At 62.8% G+C, this 20,809-nt stretch carries 15 protein-coding genes and 2 pseudogenes; 10 read left to right on the forward strand and 7 right to left on the reverse strand.

Annotated features, from left to right (window positions below; all coding sequences use genetic code 11):
- Positions 1-91 precede the first annotated feature (91 nt).
- A pseudogene (locus H2O14_RS12765) lies at positions 92-744 on the forward strand (YggS family pyridoxal phosphate-dependent enzyme).
- Here the strand turns inward: H2O14_RS12765 and H2O14_RS12770 are convergent.
- On the reverse strand, positions 736-1,110 hold the full coding sequence (locus H2O14_RS12770; protein WP_182827950.1) for a hypothetical protein: 375 nt from the start codon (positions 1,108-1,110) through the stop codon (positions 736-738). The pseudogene H2O14_RS12765 and the gene H2O14_RS12770 overlap by 9 nt on opposite strands.
- A 154-nt stretch (positions 1,111-1,264) precedes the next feature.
- Here H2O14_RS12770 and H2O14_RS12775 point away from each other — a divergent pair, with 154 nt between their 5' ends.
- Positions 1,265-3,169, forward strand: coding sequence for a propionyl-CoA synthetase (locus tag H2O14_RS12775; protein ID WP_182827951.1), 1,905 nt, complete (start codon positions 1,265-1,267; stop codon positions 3,167-3,169).
- Positions 3,170-3,257: 88 nt separating this feature from the next.
- Here the strand turns inward: H2O14_RS12775 and H2O14_RS12780 are convergent, their stop codons facing one another.
- Positions 3,258-3,947: a DUF1013 domain-containing protein gene (locus H2O14_RS12780; RefSeq protein WP_182827952.1), complete on the reverse strand. Its 690-nt coding sequence runs from the start codon at positions 3,945-3,947 to the stop codon at positions 3,258-3,260.
- Positions 3,948-4,168: 221 nt separating this feature from the next.
- Between H2O14_RS12780 and acs the strand changes: the two are divergent.
- Positions 4,169-6,132 (forward strand): annotated as a pseudogene (gene acs, locus H2O14_RS12785) (acetate--CoA ligase).
- Between the two features lie 341 nt (positions 6,133-6,473).
- On the opposite strand, the gene H2O14_RS12790 reads toward acs, so the two are convergent.
- Both H2O14_RS12790 and H2O14_RS12795 read right to left on the reverse strand, forming a co-directional pair.
- Positions 6,474-6,941, reverse strand: coding sequence for a thermonuclease family protein (locus H2O14_RS12790; RefSeq protein WP_182827953.1), 468 nt, complete (start codon positions 6,939-6,941; stop codon positions 6,474-6,476).
- 51 nt (positions 6,942-6,992) lie between these two features.
- Positions 6,993-7,193 (reverse strand): DUF1674 domain-containing protein, encoded by a 201-nt coding sequence (locus H2O14_RS12795; RefSeq protein ID WP_182827954.1) that lies wholly within the window; start codon positions 7,191-7,193, stop codon positions 6,993-6,995.
- Positions 7,194-7,279: 86 nt separating this feature from the next.
- On the opposite strand from H2O14_RS12795, the gene htpX reads away from it, so the two are divergent.
- The 4 genes from htpX (at position 7,280) to purH (ending at position 13,213) form a co-directional block, all read left to right on the forward strand.
- Entirely contained in the window at positions 7,280-8,323 is a 1,044-nt protein-coding gene (gene htpX / locus H2O14_RS12800) for a zinc metalloprotease HtpX (RefSeq protein ID WP_182827955.1), read from the forward strand.
- On the forward strand, positions 8,320-9,684 hold the full coding sequence (locus H2O14_RS12805; protein WP_182827956.1) for an RsmB/NOP family class I SAM-dependent RNA methyltransferase: 1,365 nt from the start codon (positions 8,320-8,322) through the stop codon (positions 9,682-9,684). Before htpX ends, H2O14_RS12805 begins: the two co-directional genes overlap by 4 nt.
- A gap of 168 nt (positions 9,685-9,852) precedes the next feature.
- Positions 9,853-11,505: a heparinase II/III family protein gene (locus tag H2O14_RS12810; protein ID WP_246697375.1), complete on the forward strand. Its 1,653-nt coding sequence runs from the start codon at positions 9,853-9,855 to the stop codon at positions 11,503-11,505.
- Positions 11,506-11,599: 94 nt separating this feature from the next.
- Positions 11,600-13,213, forward strand: coding sequence for a bifunctional phosphoribosylaminoimidazolecarboxamide formyltransferase/IMP cyclohydrolase (gene purH / locus H2O14_RS12815; protein WP_182827957.1), 1,614 nt, complete (start codon positions 11,600-11,602; stop codon positions 13,211-13,213).
- A 50-nt stretch (positions 13,214-13,263) separates the two neighbouring features.
- Here the strand turns inward: purH and H2O14_RS12820 are convergent, their stop codons facing one another.
- On the reverse strand, positions 13,264-14,643 hold the full coding sequence (locus H2O14_RS12820) for an MFS transporter (protein WP_246697376.1): 1,380 nt from the start codon (positions 14,641-14,643) through the stop codon (positions 13,264-13,266).
- A 147-nt stretch (positions 14,644-14,790) separates the two neighbouring features.
- Here H2O14_RS12820 and pdxY point away from each other — a divergent pair, with 147 nt between their 5' ends.
- Both pdxY and H2O14_RS12830 read left to right on the forward strand, forming a co-directional pair.
- Positions 14,791-15,666 (forward strand): pyridoxal kinase PdxY, encoded by an 876-nt coding sequence (gene pdxY, locus H2O14_RS12825; protein ID WP_182827958.1) that lies wholly within the window; start codon positions 14,791-14,793, stop codon positions 15,664-15,666.
- A 5-nt stretch (positions 15,667-15,671) separates the two neighbouring features.
- Positions 15,672-16,361 carry a carbonic anhydrase gene (locus H2O14_RS12830; RefSeq protein WP_182829361.1) on the forward strand — a complete coding sequence of 230 codons (690 nt, stop codon included), beginning with the start codon at positions 15,672-15,674 and terminating at the stop codon, positions 16,359-16,361.
- A gap of 52 nt (positions 16,362-16,413) precedes the next feature.
- Here H2O14_RS12830 and H2O14_RS12835 read toward each other — a convergent pair whose 3' ends face one another.
- Complete coding sequence (locus H2O14_RS12835; RefSeq protein WP_409526920.1) at positions 16,414-17,235, reverse strand: lytic transglycosylase domain-containing protein; 822 nt, start codon at positions 17,233-17,235, stop codon at positions 16,414-16,416.
- 156 nt (positions 17,236-17,391) lie between these two features.
- Positions 17,392-18,414, reverse strand: a complete 1,023-nt coding sequence (locus H2O14_RS12840; RefSeq protein WP_182827959.1) for an aspartate-semialdehyde dehydrogenase — start codon at positions 18,412-18,414, stop codon at positions 17,392-17,394.
- Positions 18,415-18,901: 487 nt separating this feature from the next.
- On the opposite strand from H2O14_RS12840, the gene H2O14_RS12845 reads away from it, so the two are divergent.
- Positions 18,902-20,782, forward strand: a complete 1,881-nt coding sequence (locus H2O14_RS12845) for an MFS transporter (protein ID WP_182827960.1) — start codon at positions 18,902-18,904, stop codon at positions 20,780-20,782.
- Positions 20,783-20,809 lie beyond the last annotated feature (27 nt).

Here is a 20,809-nt window from a genome sequence, read left to right on the forward strand (position 1 = left end):
CGTCAAGTTTTTAGGCCGGTCGAAGCCGCTCCGGCTCTTGGCAAAGACAGGGGGCGGAGGCTAGGTAGGCGCAACGAAGAAGGAGCCGTTCATGTCGACCGTCGAACGCTATCAAGAGATTCTCGCCCGCATCGCCAAAGCAGCCGATGAAGCCGGCAAATCCTCTCCGCAACTGGTGGCGGTGACCAAGACGTTTTCAGGCGAAGAGGTGCGGCCGTTGATCGAGGCGGGTCATCGCGTATTCGGGGAAAACCGGGTTCAGGAAGCGGAAGCGAAATGGCCGGCGCTCCGGACGGCGTTTCCGGATATCGAGTTGCGGCTGATCGGGCCGCTGCAATCCAACAAGGCCGAGGACGCCGTGGCGCTGTTCGACGTGATCGAAACCGTCGACCGCGAGAAGATCGCCCGCGCCCTGAAGGCCGAGATGGACAAGCAGGGCCGCAGCCCTCGCCTTTATGTGCAGATCAATACCGGGCTCGAGCCGCAGAAAGCGGGCGTCGCCCCGGACGACGCGCCCGCTTTCCTGTCCTTCTGCCGCGATGACCTGGGTCTGGCAATCGAAGGGCTGATGTGCATTCCCCGGCGGACGAGAATCCCGGACCGCATTTCGCGCTGCTCGCCAAACTGGCCCGGGAAAACGGCGTCGACAAGATGTCGATGGGCATGTCGGGGGATTTCGAGATCGCGACGGCCATGGGGGCGACGAGCGTCCGCGTGGGCTCCGCGATCTTCGGCTCACGCTGAGACGGGACGCGGCTGGGTGGCGACGACTGTCAGGAACAGCAGCATGGAGGCGAGCGCCAGAAGGCTGCCAACGATCGCCAGCCCCTCGCCTTGCCCTTGCACCGCCAGCGCGATGCCGGGCGCCAGCGTCACGACGCCGAGATTGGCGCAGACGACCTGAATGACGCCGAGCCGCCGAACGCCGGAGCCAGCGAGAGCGTAGTAGGAGCCGAACAGCGCCAGAAGAACCCCTCCGACGAGATTGAGATGGGCATGCGCCGGCGCCAGGGTGTGATCCTGTGCGATGCCCATATAGATCCCCAGGCCCATGCCGATGGTGAGATAAAGTGCGGAAGCGATCCAGCAACTGCGAGAAAGTGTATTCATAAAAGTCCTCCAGGGCGCGTTTGCCAGCCAGGCCTTGCGCTTTGTCAATTAAAACCGTCGTATCGCGTCGCATCTAACCCTTTGGTCGGATTGTCCCCATCCGCCCCTTCACGATAATTGCGCATCAGGCGGTTTCGATCGGGAGGCGGAAACGATGACTGGCGGATACAGGGATGTTTATGCGGCATGGGAGCGGGACCCGCTGTTCTTCTGGGAACAGGCTGCCCAGACGATCGATTGGTTTCGCGCGCCGACGAGGATATTCGACGAAGGCCAGGGCGTCTACGGCCGGTGGTATGCCGACGGCGTCACCAACACCTGCTACAACTGCCTCGACCGGCATGTCGAGGACGGGCGAGGCGACCAACTGGCGCTGATCCATGACAGCCCGATGACCGGTTCCGTCACCCGCTACACTTTTTCCGAAGCGCTTGGAGAGGTGAAAGCGATCGCCGGCGTCCTGAGCAGCCTCGGCGTCGGCAAGGGCGATCGCGTCGTCATCTATATGCCGATGATCCCGGAGGCGGTCTTTTCCATGCTGGCCTGCGCCCGGCTCGGCGCGGTGCACTCGGTGGTGTTCGGCGGATTTGCGGCGCATGAGCTCATGCATCGCATCGAGGATTCGGAAGCCAAGCTGGTGATCACCGCAAGCTGCGGGCTGGAGCCCGGCCGGGTGGTGCCCTACAAGCCAATGGTCGATCAGGCGATTGCGGATGGTCAAGTAAAGCCAGCGCATGTGCTGGTCTATCAGCGGCCGCAGGCTGAGGCCGAAATGATCGCCGGCCGGGACGTCGATTTCGCCGCGGCGGTCAGGGACGCCAAGGCTGCGGGCCGCGACCAGATCGCCTGCGAACCCGTGCTCGCGACCGATCCGCTCTATATCCTCTACACATCCGGCACGACCGGCCAGCCCAAGGGCGTGGTGCGCGACAATGGCGGCCATATGGCCGCGCTCGCCTGGTCGATGCAGAACATCTACGGCGTCAAAGCCGGCGATGTCTTCTGGTCGGCGTCCGATATCGGCTGGGTGGTCGGCCATTCCTACATCGTCTATGCGCCGCTGATCAACGGCTCGACCACCATCGTCTTCGAAGGCAAGCCGGTCGGCACGCCGGACGCCGGCACCTTCTGGCGCGTGGTCGCGGAACATGGCGTCAGCGCGCTTTTCACCGCGCCGACCGCCTTCCGCGCCATCCGCAAGGAGGATCCGGAGGCGGAGTTCGTCGGGAAATATCCGATGCCGACTCTGAAGGCGTTGTTTCTCGCCGGCGAACGCGCCGACCCGGAAACCCTCAAATGGGCCGAGCGGCATCTGGGCGTTCCCGTCATCGATCACTGGTGGCAGACCGAAACCGGCTGGGCGATCGCCGCCAATCCCTTCGGGCTGGATCTTCTGCCGGTCAAGCATGGATCGCCGGCGCTGCCGATGCCGGGCTATCAGGTGGATGTGCTCGATGACGCCGGTCATCCGGTGGCGAACGGCGTTCTCGGCAATATCGTCATCAAGCTGCCCTTGCCGCCCGGCTGTCTTGCGTCGTTCTGGAAGGCGGACGACCGCTTCCGCAAGAGCTGCCTCGAAGAGTTTCCGGGCTACTACAAGACGGCCGACGCCGGCTATCGCGACGAAGACGGATATCTCTTCATCATGGCGCGCACCGACGACATCATCAATTGCGCCGGCCATCGCTTGTCGACCGGGCAGATGGAGGAGGTCTGCGCGACCCATCCCGACGTCGCCGAATGCGCCGTCATCGGCGTTGCCGACGAGTTGAAAGGGCAGATCCCCTGCGGTTTCCTCGTGCTCAAGAACAATGTTTCACGTGAAGCCGGCGCGATCGAAAAGGAAGTGGTTAATCTGGTCCGTCAGGAAATCGGCCCCGTCGCTGCTTTCAAGATGGTCATTCCGGTGACGCGGCTACCCAAGACGCGCTCGGGCAAGATATTGCGCGGCACGATGCAGAAGATCGCCGATCGCCAACCCTGGAAAATGCCGGCGACCATCGACGATCCCGCAATCCTCGGCGAGATCGAGGCGGCGCTCAGGGCGCATGGTCACTGAGCGCAACGCTCTTCACCAGCGTGACCCGGCATAAAGAAGGCCCGTTTCGCGAGAAACGGGCCTCATGACATCATGCGAATCTTTCGGATCAGTACTGATCGTCATCTTCGTCGGAGCGATTCGACGACAGCGACTTGAGCTTGGCGAAGACGGCGTCGGCGTCGATTTCCTTGAAATCGTCGTTGTCGGCTGCGCGCTCGGTCTCGCGGGCCGATTCGAGCGTGGCGCCCTGCTCTTCTTCCGTCTGGAACGGACGGTTGCGGGCGGCCTTGTCGACCTCCATGTCCAGATCGATCTGCGAGCAGAGGCCGAGCGTCACCGGGTCCATCGGGGTCAGGTTGGTGGAGTTCCAGTGGGTGCGTTCGCGGATCTGCTGGATCGTGTTCTTGGTGGTGCCGACCAGGCGCGAAATCTGCGCGTCCTTGAGTTCGGGATGATTGCGGACCAGCCAGAGAATGGCGTTGGGGCGATCCTGGCGCTTGGAGACCGGCGTGTAGCGTGGGCCCTTGCGCTTGGACTCGGGAACGCGGACCTTCGGCTCGGACAGCTTCAGCTTGTGGTTCGGATTGGCTTCGGCGCGGGCGATTTCTTCACGCGACAGCTGGCCGGTCGAGATCGGGTCGAGGCCCTTGATGCCCTGGGCGGCTTCGCCATCGGCGATGGCCTTGATTTCGAGCGGATGCAGCTTGCAAAACTGTGCGATCTGATCGAACGACAGCGCCGTGTTGTCTACCAGCCAGATCGCCGTCGCCTTCGGCATGAGCAGCTGTTGAGCCATGGATACAATCCTTCTGAGCCGCCTGCGCCGGGGTCGCAGGCCGTTTGTGTTAACCACAATGTCCGGGGATGGACGGGCTTATATCCCAAGCGTCGCGAAAATGCAATTGTTTGCAAATCCGTTGACCAAAGTCTCATTGCCGCGGCCATCTGAGGTGCTATGTTATTGTCATCCAACCGCAAAAGAGTTGCGGTTCCGAGCGAACGAATTGGGAGGAGCCAATGTCCGCCAAAGTCTATCCGGTGCTGAAGCCGACGAAAACGCGCGCGTTGATCGACGATGAAAAATATCAGAAGTGGTATGAGGAAAGCGTCGAGAACCCCGACAAATTCTGGGGCAAACACGGCAAGCGCATCGACTGGTTCAAGCCCTACACCAAGGTCAAAAACACGTCCTTCAAGGGGCGCGTGCCGATCAAGTGGTTCGAAGACGGCCAGACCAACGTCTCCTATAACTGCATCGACCGTCACCTGAAGACGCATGGCGACCGCACCGCCATCATCTGGGAAGGCGACAATCCCTATATCGACAAGAAGATCACCTATAACGAACTTTACGACCAGGTATGCCGCATGGCCAACGTGCTCAAGAAGCACGGGGTCAAGAAGGGCGACCGCGTCACCATCTATATGCCGATGATCCCAGAGGCCGCCTATGCGATGCTGGCATGCTCCCGCATCGGCGCCATCCATTCGGTGGTGTTCGGCGGCTTCTCGCCGGAAGCGCTGGCCGGCCGCATCGTCGACTGCGAATCCACCTTCGTCATCACCTGCGACGAAGGCGTGCGCGGCGGAAAGCCGGTGCCCCTCAAGGAAAACACCGATATCGCCATCGATATCGCGGCGAAGAATTACGTCATCGTCAACAAGGTTCTGGTCGTGCGCCGCACCGGCGGCAAGATCGGCTGGGCGCCGGGCCGCGATCTCTGGCATCACCAGGAAGTCGCCACCGTCAAACCCGACTGCCCACCGGTGAAGATGCGCGCCGAAGACCCGCTGTTCATCCTCTACACGTCGGGCTCGACCGGCAAGCCGAAGGGCGTGATGCACACGACGGGCGGTTATCTCGTCTACGCCTCGATGACGCATGAATATGTGTTCGACTATCACGACGGCGACATCTACTGGTGCACGGCGGATGTCGGCTGGGTCACCGGACATTCCTATATCGTCTATGGTCCGCTGGCCAATTGCGCCACGACGTTGATGTTCGAAGGCGTGCCGAATTTCCCGGACCAGGGCCGCTTCTGGGAAGTGATCGACAAGCACAAGGTCAATATCTCTACACCGCCCCCACCGCGATCCGCTCGCTGATGGGCGCCGGCGACGATTATGTGAAGCGCTCCTCGCGCTCGACGCTGCGTCTGCTCGGTTCGGTCGGCGAGCCGATCAATCCGGAAGCCTGGGAATGGTATTACAATGTCGTCGGCGAGGCGAAATGCCCGATCGTCGACACCTGGTGGCAGACCGAGACCGGCGGCATCCTGATTTCGCCGCTGCCGGGCGCGACCGACCTCAAGCCGGGCTCGGCGACGCGGCCGTTCTTCGGCATCAAGCCCGAGCTGGTCGACAACGAGGGCAATCCGATCGAGGGCGCGGCCGACGGCAATCTCTGCATCACCGACAGCTGGCCCGGCCAGGCGCGCTCCGTCTATGGCGATCACGACCGCTTCATCCAGACCTACTTCGCCACCTATAAGGGCAAGTATTTCACCGGCGACGGCTGCCGGCGCGATGAAGACGGCTATTACTGGATCACTGGCCGCGTCGACGACGTGCTCAATGTCTCGGGCCATAGGCTCGGCACGGCGGAAGTGGAATCGGCGCTGGTGTCGCATCATCTTGTGTCGGAAGCCGCCGTCGTCGGCTATCCGCACGACATCAAGGGCCAGGGCATCTATTGCTATGTGACGCTGATGTCCGGCGTCGAAGGCAATGACGCGCTGCGCGCCGAACTCGTCAAGCATGTGCGCAGCGAGATCGGTCCGATCGCCACGCCCGACAAGATCCAATTCTCGCCGGGCCTGCCGAAGACGCGCTCCGGCAAGATCATGCGCCGGATTCTGCGCAAGATCGCCGAGGACGATTTCGGGGCGTTGGGCGACACGTCGACGCTCGCCGATCCAGGCGTCGTCGACGAGCTGATCGCTAATCGCCAGAACCGTCAGATGAAGAAGGCCTCGTGATATTATGAGGGGCCGGCGCCATCGGGGCCGGCCCTCTCAGCACCCTTGCCGGCTGATGATCTCTTCGACCTGCTGCAGAGAATGGCAGACATTCTCGCGGGGGACGCCGTCATTGTCGCCATCGGCGCGGCGATAGCCCGAGCACCAGAGAGCGACCGCGTCCTCGCAGGAAGAGATCTGTTTGCAGCTCAACCTCACGGTATGAACAAAGGACTGCGGATTGTGCGGCGTCGTGTAAAGCGGTTGCGGGATCAGAGAAAGAAGGAAAAACAGCGGTATGGGAAAACTCCTGCCGCAGCTTTATCCGCCGGACGCGCAGAATCCACCAACGCGCTGCAACCTCAGCAAGAGACCGACGCTTTCTTCCCTCCGTCATAAGGCCGCGCCAGACCGGCGGCGAGCAGCAAATCGGAAGCGTCATCCGCCTCCCCGAAGGAGAGGCGCGCCACCACACGGCCGAAATATTTGTCGGCGTCGATATCGGACAGAGCGAGATCGCCGCCCTGCAGGCGCTCTACGAGCAGGTCGCGGGCGGCGCGGGCCCTTTCGCGTTCCATGGGACAGCGGCTTTTGAGCTCCGGCGTGTCGATGCCGCGCAGGCGCACCATCACGGATATGGTCTGTTGCGGCCAGGGACGGGCGTTGACCAACACCGTGTCGCCATCGATCACCGAGACGAGTTCTGCCGCCACGGGACCATCCACATGGTAGCGGCGGCTGACTTCGGCCCGGCCGTCAACAGCGCCGTAGCCCAGAAGGGCAAGCGTTGTGACAGACAAAAGGTTGACGAGTCGGTGCGGTCTGAACATGGAAGGAAAATATTCCGAATTCGGACCGTCTTCAATAGGAATTATTTCAGATCAGAAATCGATCGCCCGACCGTTGATTTCCCAATCGCCGAAACGGGCGGGATCGGCTCCGCCTCGACCGCCGACTTCCGGGGCCGGCTCCGGGGCTTCGGCCGCCCTGCGACGGTCCTCGGCTTCCTGAAGGGCGCGCATCGCGGCTGGCGACAGCGGCTTGCGGCCGGTTTCGTCATTGTCGTTGTCGGCGTCGGTCATGGCTTTACCCGGATTGAATTTTATGACGTCATTTCCCATGTCATTGCATGGCGGGCGATTTCAAGACCCGCACCGAGGAGAAAAACATGAATTACGTCAAGACTGCCATGTTGCTCGCCTTCATGACGGCCTTGTTCATGGGTGTCGGCTTCATGCTGGGCGGACGCGGCGGCATGATGATCGCCCTTGTCGTCGCCGCCGGCATGAACCTGTTCTCCTGGTGGAATTCGGGAAACATGGTGCTGTCCTCCTATGACGCTCAGGAAGTGGACGAGCGTAGCGCCCCGGAATTCTACCGGATGATCCGCGATCTCGCAGCCCGCGCCAATCTGCCGATGCCGCGCGTCTATATCATCAACTCCGACCAGCCGAACGCCTTCGCCACAGGCCGCGCGCCCGACGCCGCAGCGGTGGCCGCCTCCACCGGTCTCTTGCAGCGACTGACGCCCGAAGAGGTCGCCGGCGTGATGGCGCACGAATTGGCGCATATCGAAAATCGCGACACGCTGATCATGACGGTCACCGCAACGCTCGCCGGCGCGATTTCGATGCTCGGCAATTTCGCCTTTCTGTTCGGGGGCAACCGCGACAATCGCAGCAATCCCTTCGGCTTCATCGGCGTGCTCGCCACGATGATCATCGCGCCGTTCGCCGCCATGCTGGTGCAGATGGCGATCAGCCGTACGCGCGAATATGCCGCCGACAGGCGCGGCGCGGAAATCTGCGGCAATCCGCTCTGGCTCGCCTCCGCGCTCGACAAGATCGCCACGGCGGCGCATCACATTCCCAATCCGCGCGCCGAGGCCAATCCGGCCACCGCGCATATGTTCATCATCAATCCGCTGTCGGGCGAACGGATGGACAGTCTGTTCTCCACCCATCCCAACACCGAAAACCGCATCGCGGCCTTACAGGAACTGGCGCGGGGCATGCGGGCGGCGCCGGAGCGTCCGCAGCCTTCCCAGCCCCGGCCGGCGCCGGCTGCGCAGCCGTCTCAGGAGCGCCCGAGCCCCTGGGGGGCCTCGACGGACGCGCCCGCGCCTGATAGTTCGGGTCGCAAAGGCCGCTCCGTGCCCAATATCACCTGGGGGCGCGGCGATCGCAAACCTCCCGAAGGACCTTATTCTTGACCAAGACACCCGGCCGCCCTCCCCGCAAGACGTTCGACAGAAAAGAGGCGGCCGAGATCTCGTCCAAACCGGGCTACGCCGCCCGGGCCGCGGCCGCCAAAATGATGGCGGCGATCATCGACCAGAAAACGCCGATGGATGGCGTCATCGATGACGATCACGGCAATCCGGCCTTCCGCGCATTGTCCGGGGCCGACAAGGCGCTGGTCCGCGCCATTCTCAATTCCGGCCTTCGGCATCTCGCCTGGATCAACGCCATTCTCGACGGCTATCTGCAGACGCCGCTGCCGGATGGCGCCCGGCATCTGCGACATGTTCTGGCGGTCGCGGCCGCGCAGATCCTGTTTCTCGACGTGCCCGACCACTCCGCGGTCGATCTCGCGGTGGAACAGGCGAGGCTCGATCCGCGCTCGGCCCGCTTCGCCAATCTCGTCAACGCGTTGCTGCGCCGGCTGGGCCGCGAAAAAGAAGAAGCCCTCGCCCGCGTCCGCGCCGAGGTTCCGATCTTCCCCGCCTGGTTCCAGAAGCGTCTGGTGGCGGCCTATGGCGAAGAGGTCTCCCGGCGGATCGGCGAGAATTTCATCACACTGCCGCCGATCGACCTGACCGTGAAAAGCGATCCCCGGGGCTGGGCGGACAGGCTGGGCGGCGCGGTGTTGCCGACCGGCAGCGTGCGCCTGACGGAGCTTCAGCGCGCAGTGACCGAGCTCGAAGGCTTCGACGACGGCGCCTGGTGGGTGCAGGACGCCGCCGCCGCCATTCCCGCCAAATTGATGGGGGACATTTCGGGCAAGCGCGTCGCCGATCTCTGCGCCGCCCCCGGCGGCAAGACGGCGCAACTGGTCTTGGCAGGTGGCAAGGTGACGGCGGTGGAGCAATCGGCCAGCCGCATGAAACGGCTCAAGGGCAATCTCGCCCGCCTCGGCTTCGAGGCGGAATTCGTGGTGGCCAAGCTCGAAGAGCTGAAGCCCGAAGAGCTTTTTGACGCCATCCTGCTCGATGCCCCCTGCTCTTCGACCGGCACCATCCGCCGGCATCCCGATGTCATCTGGACAAAGAGCCCGGAAGACGTCGTCAAGCTCGCTTCGGTGCAGCGGCGCCTGCTCGACGCTGCCTTCCGGATGGTGAAGCCCGGCGGACGACTGGTCTTCGCCAACTGTTCGCTCGACCCGCTCGAAGGGGAGGAACTGATCGCCCGCTTCCTCAAGGAAACGCCTGAAGCGCGGATGCGGGCGGTCGGGGCCGAAGAAGAACCGGCTCTTCCCGATGAAATCGTAAAAAATGGCCAGATCCGCACCACGCCCGATATGTTGAATGGAGTGGACGGCTTCTATGCCGCCGTCCTCGAAAGGTCTGAATAACCGATCTTGTCGATAGCGGCGCGGTCGTCGGCTCTGTAATCATCCGATTCGGCGCCTAATCTTCCAAAAAATCGGGAGAGGCCTTTACATCGTGCTGTATTAGGAAAATTGTATTGGCTGAATGCTGGACCATCCTCCGTTCGAGAAACATGGGACGCGGCCTCGGTCATGAGTGAGCGCATGCGACGGGCTTTGGGGCGGTTGACCGCCTGGAAAATCGCCTCAATCCCGAGTCTGCGCCGCCCGCCGGATCGGCTGCTGGTGGCGCCGACCGATCTGCGCGCGGCTGATCCCTTCGTCGCCGAAGAGATCGCCGAAGGACGATTCCCCTTGGCGGGACGATTGCTGATCAGCGAAGGGCGTTCGCCGTTTCTGCTCGAATTGCCCTCCAAGGAATTCGCCAATCGTCTGCATGGCTTTTCCTGGCTGAGACATGTCCGCGCCTCCAAGAACGACGCGCATGCAGCGGTCGCCCGGCGGCTGGCGGATGAATGGCTGACCGCGCATGGTCGCCAGATGTCCGGCTTCGTCTGGGAGACCGGATTGGCTGCCCAGAGGCTGATCGCATGGCTGTCGCACTCGACGGTCCTGCTCAAGAACACCGACATGGCGTTCTATCGACGGTTCCTGCGGTCGATTTCCGACCACATCCGCTATCTCGAAGCCATGGCGCCCTCCAGCGCCGACGGCATGCCGCGTCTGACGGCGCGGATTGCGCTCGCCATGGCCTCGCTGGCGACGCCGATGTCGCCCAAACGGGTGGAAAAGGCTGCGAGCCTGCTCGATGCGGAACTGGAGCGGCAGATCCTCGCCGATGGCGGTCACATTTCGCGGAACCCCCGCGCCGGGCTGGAGATCCTGCTCGACCTGCTGCCGCTCAGGCAGACCTATGTCAATCTCGGCCACGACCTGCCGGTAAGGCTGGTGCCGACCATAGACCGGATGTTCCCGGCCCTGCGCTTCTTCCGGCACCAGGGCGGGGAACTCGCTTTGTTCAATGGCGCGACCTCCACGCTGGCGCGCGAATTGATGTCGGTGCTGCGCTACGACGAGACGGCGGGGGCGCCGTTCAAGGCCTTGCCGCATATGGGCTATCAGCGGCTGTCTGCGGGCGGCGCGGTGGTGCTGATGGATGTCGGCCTGCCCGTCACCCAGGACATGTCGCGCGAGGCGCATGCCGGCTGTCTCTCCTTCGAGCTGTCGTCGGGGAAACACCGCTTCATCATCAATTCCGGCTCGCCGCATTTCGCCGGCGACCATTACCGGCAGCTGGCGCGCGCCACGGCGGCGCATTCGACACTGACGCTGAACGACACGTCGTCCGCCCGCATGGTCAAGAAGAAGAGCGACGGCCCGCCTATCCTCGAAGGGCCGAGCGCGGTGCAGCTCCGCAGGCAGGACGCGGAGGAGGGCGGCCAGGCGGTGGCCGCCGCGCATGACGGTTATGTCGGCCTGTTCGGACTGGTGCATGAGCGCACGCTGAGCATCAATTCCACCGGCGCGCTGCTGCGCGGCAAGGACCGGCTGAGGACGGCCGAAGGCTCCGACGTCGGCCAAGACCGGCTGGACAAGGTCTCGATCCGCTTCCACATCCATCCGCAGATCGACATCCGTCGGATCGACGAGAACGAGGTTCGGCTGGTGGCGCCCGACGGCGAACAATGGACCTTCGTCTGCATGGACGCGGAAGTCCTCATCGAAGACGACGTGTTCTTCGCCGATCCGAGCGGCGTTCGCGCCAGCCGCATGCTTGAGCTTTCCTATACAGCGGGTCTACTGCCGGAAATCCAGTGGGTGTTGACCCATCGCGGCCCGGGTTGAGCCCGTAAAGCCTGGCGACTGCCGAAAGCGGGTTTAAACCGTGGCTCGCCTGTGCTAACGGCGCGGCAGACATCGCTTTCAGGGGGCTCATGGCATGGCCGTGCAATCGAAACGAATTCCCGCGCCGGATCTGGTGACCGTCAAGACCGCGCTCATCTCGGTATCGGACAAATCAGGCGTGGTGGAGCTGGCCCGCGACCTGATCGCGCTCGGCGTGACCATCCTGTCGACCGGCGGCACGTTCAAGGCGCTGTCGGAGGCCGGCCTCGCGGTCACCGACGTTTCCCAGGTCACCGGCTTTCCGGAAATCATGGACGGCCGCGTCAAGACGCTGCATCCGAACGTGCATGGCGGACTTCTCGCCATACGCGACGACGCCGATCACCAGAAGGCCATGGCGGATCACGGGATTTCCGCCATCGATCTGTCGATCATCAATCTCTATCCGTTCGAAGAGGTTCGCGCCAAGGGCGCCGACTACCCGGAAAGCGTCGAGAATATCGATATCGGCGGGCCGGCGATGATCCGCGCTTCGGCCAAGAACCATGCTTACGTGACCGTCATCACCGATCCGGCCGACTACTCGACGCTGGTCGACCATTTGAAGTCCGAAGGCGGCACGCCTTATCGCTTCCGTCAGCTGATGGCGCAGAAGGCTTACGCCCGCACGGCGGCTTACGACACGGCGATCGCCAACTGGATGGCCGAGGATCTCGGCGTCGACGCGCCGCGCTACCGCACCGTCGGCGGCGTGCTGCGCGAGGAAATGCGTTATGGCGAGAATCCGCATCAGAAGGCCGCCTTCTATGTGACGGGCGAAAACCGCCCCGGCGTGGCGACCGCCGCGCTTCTCCAGGGCAAGCAGCTCTCCTACAACAATATCAACGACACCGACGCGGCCTTCGAGCTCGTGGCGGAGTTTTCACCCGAAAAGGGTCCGGCCTGCGCCATCATCAAGCACGCCAATCCCTGCGGCGTCGCCACCGGCGGCTCGCTCCGGGACGCCTATCTCAAGGCGCTCGCCTGCGACTCGACCTCGGCCTTCGGCGGCATCATCGCGCTGAATTCGCTGTTGGACGCCGAGACCGCGCAGGAAATCGTCAAGCTGTTCACCGAAGTGATCATCGCTCCCGAGGTCAGCGACGCGGCCAGGGCGATCATCGCGACCAAGCCCAATCTGCGGCTCCTGACCACCGGCGCGCTGCCGGATCCGCGTCATCCGGGGCTGACGGCCAAGACCGTCTCCGGCGGCCTGCTCGTTCAGGCCCGCGATGCGGGGGCAATCGACGACGTCACACTGAAGGTCGTCACCAAGCGCGCGCCGGCCGCGCAGGAAATCGAGGACCTGAAATTCGCCTATACGGTGGCCAAACATGTGAAATCGAATGCCGTGGTTTACGCCAAGGACGGCCAGACCGCCGGCATCGGCGCAGGGCAGATGAGCCGCGTCGATTCCGCCCGCATCGCCGCGATCAAGGCCGAGGATGCGGCCAAGGCAGCCGGCTGGGCCGAGCCCAAGACCCGCGGCTCGGCTGCGGCGTCGGAAGCCTTCCTGCCGTTCGCGGACGGTCTTCTGTCGATGATTGCGGCCGGCGCGACCTCGGTCATCCAGCCAGGCGGCTCTATGCGCGACCAGGAGGTGATCGACGCGGCCGACGCCCATGGCGTCGCCATGGTGTTCACCGGCATGCGCCACTTCCGCCATTGAGCGAAGCCGGCTTCATTTCACCCGCCTTCTTTCAGGGAAGGCGGGTTTTTTCACGCCTTCTTGTCCGCCGGATAGGGCGTGGCGATCAGCAGAACGAGGCCGACCACGAAAAAGAGAATCAGCGAGGCCATGCCGACCCGGGCAGAACCGCTCGCCCAGATCATCAGGCTATTGAGGCCCGTCGCCATGAAGGTGGTCGCCCGACCCGACAGCGCATAGAGGCCGAAATAGCGGCCTGCTTCCTCCGCCTCGACGCTGCGCGACATATAGGAGCGTGACGACGCCTGGACGGGACCGAAGGCCAGGCCGATCAACAGGCCGAAGAGGATATAGATCCGTTCGCCCTGGGTGCTGAACAGGCCGGTCGTGTCGCCGCGATCGAGCGGGATCAGGCCGAACAGGGTGAAGTCTCGGGTGGTGGAGATATCGCCGATCGTGGCGATGAGAAGCAGGACCAGGCAGAGAATGACGACATTCTTGGAGCCGAAGGCGCTGTCGATATGGCCGGCCGCCCAGCATCCGAAAATCGCCACCACCGCCAGCATGATGCCGTAGAGTCCGACCTCGGTCGTTTCCCAGCCGAACATCGCCGCGCCATAGGCGCCGCCGAGGATCAGCAGGCCGTTGACCCCGTCCTGATAGATCATCCGGGCGATGAGGAAGCGCAGGAGCGGTCTGCGTTCCCCGAGCGACAGGATCGCGCTGCGCAACTCACGCAGCCCTTGCCCGACCGCGCGGCCGATCGGCACGCTCTTGCGGATATCGGGCGTGAACAGGAACATCGGCAGAATGAAGATGAGATACCAGATCGCCGAAAGCGGTCCTGTCACCCGCGCATCCTCTCCCTGAGCGGGATCGAGTCCGAAGATCGGATCGAGTCCGATGAGGGTCTTGCCGGTCTGCGGCGAGCCGGCCATGAACAGCAGCACGGCGAAGAGCGACACCAGCCCGCCGGCATAGCCGAGGCCCCAGGCGATGTTGGAAATCCTGCCGGCATTGGCGTTGTCCACCAGCCGCGGCATCATGGAATCGTTGAACACGATCGAGAATTCCGCCGCGATCGAGGCGAACACGATCAACATGCCGATAAACAGAACGGAACTGCCGGGCGCGGCCTGCCACAAAAGCAGCAGCGACAGGATCTTGACCACCGCGAAGGCGCCGATCCAGCGTTTCTTGTAGCCGCTCGCATCGGCGATCGCCCCCATCACCGGCGCGAGAAGCGCGATGATGATCGAGGAGACGACGTTGATATTGCTCCAATATTGCTGGCCCTGATCGGGATCGGCGACCATGCGGGACACGAAATAGGGGCTGAAGATGAATGTGATGACCACCGTGAAGAACGGCTGCGCCGCCCAGTCGAACATCATCCATCCGAATATTGCCCGTCGGCTCGGCTTTGCCGGCGTCGCTTCCGCAGTCGTCATGACAATCCCGTCGTATTTCACATGCGGTTTCACCGTCGCATGGCCTTGAACCGCGTTCAAGGCGGGCTTTGCCGCCGGCGGGTTCATAATAGGTTGACAATTTCTTGCACTGCGGCAATCAAGGCGTGGAATAGACGGGGTAGAACTATGGGCAATGACGCGCCGGCGGAAATCGTCGCCATTTCCAGCCAGGTCGTCCGCGGATCGGTCGGCAATCGCGCCGTCGTCTTCAGCCTGGAGGCGATGGGGCATCCTGTCCTCTCCCTGCCGACGGTGATCCTTCCCTGGCATCCCGGGCATGGGAATTCGACCCGCCTTGCGCTGCCCGATGAGGGGTTTTCGGCCATACTCGACGATCTCGCCGCTTCTCCGGGCGCGGGCGGGGTCCGCGCGGTCATCACGGGTTATTTCGCCAGCTCGGGCCAGGCGGAGGCGGCGGCGCGATTCATCGGCCAACTCAAGGCGCGCGCGCCCGATCTCGTCTACCTCTGCGACCCGGTTCTCGGCGATGAAGGCGGGCTGTATGTGGCCGAGGACATAGCATCGGTCATTCGCGATCAGCTAATTCCGCTCGCCGACATCGCCACGCCCAATCGTTTCGAACTCGGTTGGCTGGCTGGCGCGCCGCTCGACAGCAACGCCCAGGCGCTCGACGCCGCGATTGCGCTCGGCCCTCGCCGGGTGCTGGTAACGTCGGCCGTGGCGATGATGGCGGGCGGCACCGGAAATCTCCTGCTCACAGATCGCCACGCGCTGCTTGCCGAGCACCGGCTGGTCAACGACGCGCCCAAGGGTCTTGGCGATCTCACGGCGGCGCTTTTCCTGTCCCGCCTGCTGAAGGGCGGCAGCGATGAGCGCGCCCTGCAGATGGCGACGGCGTCGGTGTTCGAAATCCTGGCGCGGGCGGTCAAGCGGGGTTCGGATGAATTGATGCTGGCCGAGGATCATCACAGTTTTTCGACGCCGATGGCGATGGTGCAGATGCGTCATCTTCTGCATCCCTCGCGCAACCGCACCTCATGAAAGGAATGGATGTGACCGGATTTCCTTCGCAACTGCTGGAGGGCTACAACGCCTTCATGAACGGCCGTTACTCCAGCGAATCGGACCGCTATCGCAAGCTGGCGGAAAAGGGTCAGACGCCGACGACCATGGTGATCGCCTGTTGCGATTCCCGCGCCGCGCCCGAAACGATCTTCGATTCCGGACCCGGCGAACTGTTCGTGGTGCGCAATGTCGCCAATCTCGTGCCGCCCTATGCGCCGGATGAGAATTATCACGGCACCTCGGCGGCGCTGGAGTTCGCCGTGCAATCGCTCAAGATCCGCGACATCGTGGTGATGGGGCATGGCCGCTGTGGCGGCATCCACGCCGCGTTGAATTATGGCGGCGAGCCGCTGTCCCCCGGCGATTTCATCGGCAAGTGGATGAATTTGCTGCGTCCGACTGCGGAAGAGGTGCAGCACTACACATTCATGACGCCTACGGAACGCCAGCGGACGCTCGAGCGGGTGTCGATCCGCAACTCCATCGCCAATCTCAGGACGTTTCCCTGCGTCTCCATCCTGGAGAGCAAGCAGAAGCTTCGCCTGCATGGCGCCTGGTTCGATATTTCCACGGGCGAATTATGGGTGATGAATCAGGAGACCGGCGATTTCATCCGGCCCGATCTCGAAGCGATCGAGAAGAAAGACGACGAGCAGCCTGTCTCGTCCTGAGCTCCAGACAGGGCGATACGATTGCGCGTCGCCCTGCCGGATCGGCAAACTATTATTGACCGTCGATCTGCGCGCCCATGATGGCGATCGCCTGCTGGTAGACGCTTGCTGCGTTCCAGCCCTTGATGGCGGCGAAATTGGGTTCTCCCGGCTGATAGCCTGCGCCGGCGCGCCAGCCGTGCCCGCGCAGGAAATTGGCGGTCGACGCCAGAGCGTCGGCGCGCGAGCCGACGAGATTGATATGGCCGTCGCCATCGCCGTCGACGCCGTAGGTCACGACATTCTTGGGCAGGAACTGCGTCTGGCCGATCTCGCCGTGAGCGGCGCCGCGCGCATTGACGGGGAGATCGCCGCGTTCCACGAGCTTGAGCGCCGCATAGAGCTGGTCGGTGAAATAGTCGGACCGACGGCAATCGAAGGCGAGAGTCGAAACCGCTGATAATGTGTGCTCATTGCCGAGATAGGAGCCGAAGCCCGTCTCCATGCCCCAGATGGCGATCAGCGGGCCCGCAGGCACGCCGTAGCGGGCTTCGAGCGAGTTGAACAGGGCGGCGTTGGCCGAGCGCATCTTCTTGCCGCGAGAGACGATGGTGGTCGCGCCGCGCTTGCGCATGAATTCGTCCAGGCTCAGCTTGAAGCTCTTCTGGCCGCGATCGGCGCGGATAGTGGCGCGGCTGTAGGACACCGACGAGAACACTTTGTCGAGCGTGCGGGCGCTGACGCCGCGGCCTGCTGCTTCCGTCTTGAAGTTGTCCACCCAGGCGTCGAAGCCCTTGGACGTGTTGCCGCAAGCGGCTGCGTAAGCCGCCGGGGCGGTCAGAAGAAATGCCGCGACAGCCATGCCTGCGGCCAATTGCTTGGAAATCGAAATCATCAGCGCCTCACCCAGCGGAACGGCGCGAAAGGCGCCGATTCGGTCTAATTTAGTTACAAGTCTCACGGCTCGGTCATCAAGAAAAAACCCCGCGAGAATGACGTTTCCCGCAGGGTCTCGACGCTTATTCCGGGTCACATATTCGTGAGACTTTGCTTAAGCCGCCTTTATCAAGCCACGGTTAATAAGAAGTTCCGCAATTTGTACGGCGTTGAGCGCGGCGCCCTTGCGCAGATTGTCGGACACGACCCACATGTTCAGGCCGTTTTCGACGGTGGCGTCTTCGCGGATGCGCGAAATATAGGTCGCATCTTCGCCGGCGCATTCGTAAGGCGTCACATAGCCGCCGTTTTCATGCTTGTCGATGACGAGGCAGCCCGGGGCTTCGCGCAGGATATCGCGCGCTTCGTCGGCGGTGATCTCGTTCTCGAACTCGATGTTGACCGATTCCGAATGTCCGATGAACACCGGCACGCGCACGGCGGTGCAGGTGACCTTGATGGCCGGGTCGAGCATCTTCTTGGTCTCGGCCAGCACCTTCCATTCTTCCTTGGTGTAGCCGTCTTCCATGAAGACGTCGATATGGGGAATGACGTTGAAGGCGATGCGCTTGGTGAACTTCTTGTTCTCGATCGGATCCGCGACAAAGACGGCGCGGGTCTGGTTGAACAGCTCGTCCATACCGTCCTTGCCGGCGCCGGAGACCGACTGGTAGGTCGAGACGACGACGCGCTTGATCTTGGCGCGATCATGCAGGGGCTTCAGCGCCACCACCAGCTGGGCGGTCGAGCAATTGGGGTTGGCGATGATGTTCTTCTTGCGGAAGCCGGCGATCGCGTCAGGGTTCACTTCCGGAACGATCAGGGGCACTTCTGAATCGTAGCGCCAGGCCGAGGAATTGTCGATCACCACGCAGCCCTGCTGGCCGATCTTCGGGGACCACTTCTTGGACACGTCGCCGCCGGCCGACATCAGGCAGATATCGGTGCCCGAGAAATCGTAATTTTCGAGGTTCTTCACCACCAGCGTCTTGTCGCCGAAGGAGACTTCTGTGCCGAGCGAGCGGCTCGAGGCCAGCGCCACGACTTCATCGGCGGGAAAATTGCGTTCTGCGAGAATGTTGAGCATTTCGCGACCGACATTGCCGGTGGCGCCTGCGACTGCGACTTTGAAACCCATAATGATCGTCTCTTTCTTTTCTCTCCGCCGGTTGCTGGATCGGAACCGGACCGCAAGACATCGCGTCGGGTTCCCGCTCCCGGCCTAAAGCCGGGGAGAGAGCGGCGGGCCAGGAACGTCAGACGGTTTTCGTCTTCGTTTTGGTGGCCCTGGTTTTGCAAACAGGAGAAAAAAGCGACCGTCCGCCGGATCGTTGATCCGGACGGCGCATCAGGAGCGAGGCTCGAGCATGGCCAGACATGGGCGGTTCCCTTTCGGCGCTCACCTCTAGCGGCTTTTGGCCCGGAGTCAAGCCGCGATGTCGGGACGAATGCGCCTACTGCGGGGTGGATGCGCTTTTTGCGATGCACCTAATACGTTCGTCATAATCCCAAAGCCCATCTGCCCGCTCGCGCCACATCGTGACATCATTCAGGATATGCCGGCAGTCCATGAAGGCCTTAGAGGAAAGGCGCTGTCCGGCATGTTTTGACTGGGGGATCTCAACATGGCGGATATTGCAGCCACACACAGCCGCGGCCGGCCGATGTCGCGAGAAGAGAAGAAGGTGATCTTCGCCTCCTCTCTCGGCACCGTCTTCGAATGGTACGACTTCTATCTCTACGGCTCGCTGGGAGCCTATATCGGCGTCGCCTTCTTCAATTCCTACCCTGAAGCGACGCGCAACATCTTCGTCCTGCTCGCTTTTGCGGCTGGCTTTCTCGTGCGTCCGTTCGGCGCGCTGGTGTTCGGACGGTTGGGCGACATCGTCGGCCGCAAATACACCTTCCTCGTCACAATCCTGATCATGGGCGTATCCACGTTCGTGGTCGGTCTTCTGCCCGGTTCGGCGCAGATCGGCATCGCCGCGCCCATCATTCTCATCATTCTGCGACTGCTGCAGGGCCTCGCGCTCGGCGGCGAATATGGCGGCGCCGCGACCTATGTCGCCGAACACGCGCCCGATGATCGCCGCGGCTTCTACACATCCTGGATCCAGACAACAGCAACGCTCGGCCTGTTCCTGTCGCTGCTGGTGATCCTGGGCGTGCAGACCTTGCTCGGACGCGACGCATTCGCCGAATGGGGCTGGCGCATTCCCTTCCTGATCTCCGTGGCCCTGCTCGGCGTGTCGGTCTGGATCCGCATGCAGATGAACGAATCTCCCGCCTTCAAGAAGATGAAAGAAGAGGGAAAGACTTCGAAAGCGCCGATCTCGGAAGCTTTCGGCCAGTGGAAGAACGCCAAGATCGCCGTTCTCGCTCTGTTCGGAGCGGTCGCAGGTCAGGCCGTCGTCTGGTATTCGGGACAGTTCTACGCGCTGTTCTTCCTGCAGAACGTGCTGAAGATCGACCTGCAGGACGCCAATGTCATGGTGGCGATCTCGCTCGCCATCGGCACGCTGTTCTTCGTGGTGTTCGGCTGGCTGTCCGACAAGATCGGCCGCAAGCCGGTGATCATGCTGGGCCTGGCGCTGGCCGCGCTCACCTATTTCCCGCTGTTCAAGGCGTTGACCTGGGCCGGCAATCCCGCCCTCGCCCAGGCGCAGGCCGAGATTCGCGCCACGGTGACGGCAGATCCGGCGGATTGCAATTTCCAGTTCAACCCGACCGGCACGGCCAAATTCACCACGTCCTGCGACATCGCCACCGCCTTCCTGACCAAGAACTCGATCCCCTACGACATCGTGGCCGCTCCCGCCGGGACCGCCGCGACCGTCAAAATCAAGAACGAGACGGTGCAGAGCTATGACGCCGCCAAGGCCGGCGATCAGGCCAAGGGGCTCGACGCAAGCTTCCAGAAGGCGGCCTTCTTCGCCCTCAAGGACGCTGGTTATCCGTTGGCCCGCGGCGCCGCTTTCGTGCCGGAAACCAAGATCGCCGGTTTCGTGGCGGCCAATCCGGAACTCAACATGGACGAAGCGGCCATCCGCGCGCTGACCCCCGAGACCATGTCGGCAGCCAAGATCATCCGCGAGAAATACGCCACCGCCAAGGAGATGGAAGGCGTCGCCGAGATGCCCGTCTACAAAGTGCCGGCGGGCGGCGAGTTCAAGATCGTCGCCAATCCGGACCAGGTGAATTGGCTGCAGTGCATCGCCATCCTGACCGTTCTGGTGATCTATGTGACCATGGTCTACGGCCCGATCGCCGCCATGCTGGTCGAAATGTTCCCGACCCGTATCCGTTACACCGGCATGTCGCTGCCCTATCATATCGGCAACGGCTGGTTCGGCGGCCTGCTCCCGGCCATCGTCTTCGCGATGTCGGCGGCCAAGGGCGATATCTATTATGGCCTGTGGTACCCGATCGTGATCGCGGTGATGAGCCTGATCATCGGCATGATCTTCCTCAAGGAAACCAGGCACAACGACGTGCACGCTCTTTGAAGCGTCTCAAAAGGTCAAACGACAGGG

It is taken from the genome of Rhizobium sp. G21, assembly GCF_014158035.1.
In the GTDB taxonomy this organism is placed as follows: domain Bacteria; phylum Pseudomonadota; class Alphaproteobacteria; order Rhizobiales; family Rhizobiaceae; genus Rhizobium_E.